Source organism: Cupriavidus sp. 05T313 (assembly GCF_056396665.1).
Map to the genome: position 1 here is coordinate 1 of NZ_JBFTLX010000599.1, position 524 is coordinate 524.

General features: G+C 62.4%; 1 protein-coding gene. It reads right to left on the reverse strand.

What is annotated here, in order from left to right:
* Positions 1–524 (reverse strand): MFS transporter (locus AC1DKD_RS41940; protein WP_477144825.1); only part of this gene is annotated, 524 nt, incomplete at both ends.

A 524-nucleotide genomic window follows, 5' to 3' on the forward strand; every position in this document is an offset into this window, starting at 1 on the left:
CGCCGTGCGTAAGGCCGGCCAGCTCGCCGCCCAGCAGGGTGCCAAGCAGGATGGCGACGAAAGTGCCCATTTCCACCAGCCCGTTGCCGCCTACCAGCTCGGTCTCGTCCAGGTGCTGCGGGAGGTAGGCGAACTTGACCGGGCCGAACACCGTCGAGTGCAGCCCCATCAGGAAAGTGCCAAGGTAGAGCAATGGCGCGCTGTGCATGGCAAAGCCGGCCATACCCAGCAGCATGATGCCGATTTCCAGGGTCTTCACCAGCCGGATCAGCCGCGACTTCTCGATCTTGTCGGCAATCTGGCCGCTGGTGGCGGAGAACAGCACGAATGGCGCGATGAAGATGGCGGAGATCAGGAACGCCGCGCTCTTGGCGTCAACGCCCTCGAACAGCGCGGTGTGGTAAGTAACCAGCGAAGTGAAGGCGACCTTGAAGAGGTTGTCGTTCATCGCGCCCAGGAACTGGGTCCAGAAGAACGGGCCGAAGCGGCGTGCACTGAGCAGGCGAAATTGGTTTTGTTGGCTC